Below are 451 nucleotides of genomic sequence, written 5' to 3'. Positions count from 1 at the left end.
CACCATCGCGGGCGCAGGGGCCACGGCGGCCGGAGCGCGGTCCGGCTGCGTGGCCTGCAAGGCCAGGCGGAACCTGGAGACGGCCTGCAGCAATTGCTCGGCCTGCATCTTCAGGCCGTTCGCGGCGGCCGCACTTTGCTCCACCAGGGCGGCGTTTTGCTGGGTGTTGTGGTCCATCTGGGTGATGGCCTCGGCGATCTGGCCCACGCCTGCGCTCTGCTCGGCACTGGCCGCGCTGATTTCGCCCACGATGTCATTCACATGGCGGATGGCGGACACCACGTCGGCCATGGTGTGGCCCGCGCGGTCCGCCAGGGCCGAGCCTTGGGCGATCTGCTCGACGCTGGCCGTGATCAGGGTCTTGATCTCCTTGGCGGCCTCGGCCGAGCGGCCGGCCAGGCTGCGCACCTCGGCCGCGACCACGGCAAAACCGCGGCCTTGCTCGCCCGCC

General features: G+C 71.2%; 1 protein-coding gene. It reads right to left on the bottom strand.

Annotated features, from left to right (window positions below):
* On the bottom strand, positions 1 to 451 hold a 451-nt coding region (locus tag FYM52_RS18590; protein ID WP_238826275.1), incomplete at both ends, for a methyl-accepting chemotaxis protein.

The organism is Comamonas sp. CAH-2, from assembly GCF_009668305.1.
Taxonomy (GTDB): Bacteria; Pseudomonadota; Gammaproteobacteria; order Burkholderiales; family Burkholderiaceae_C; genus Comamonas; species Comamonas aquatica.
The sequence above is the reverse complement of the archived record's forward strand: the minus strand, read 5'-3'. Positions and strand labels throughout refer to the sequence as shown.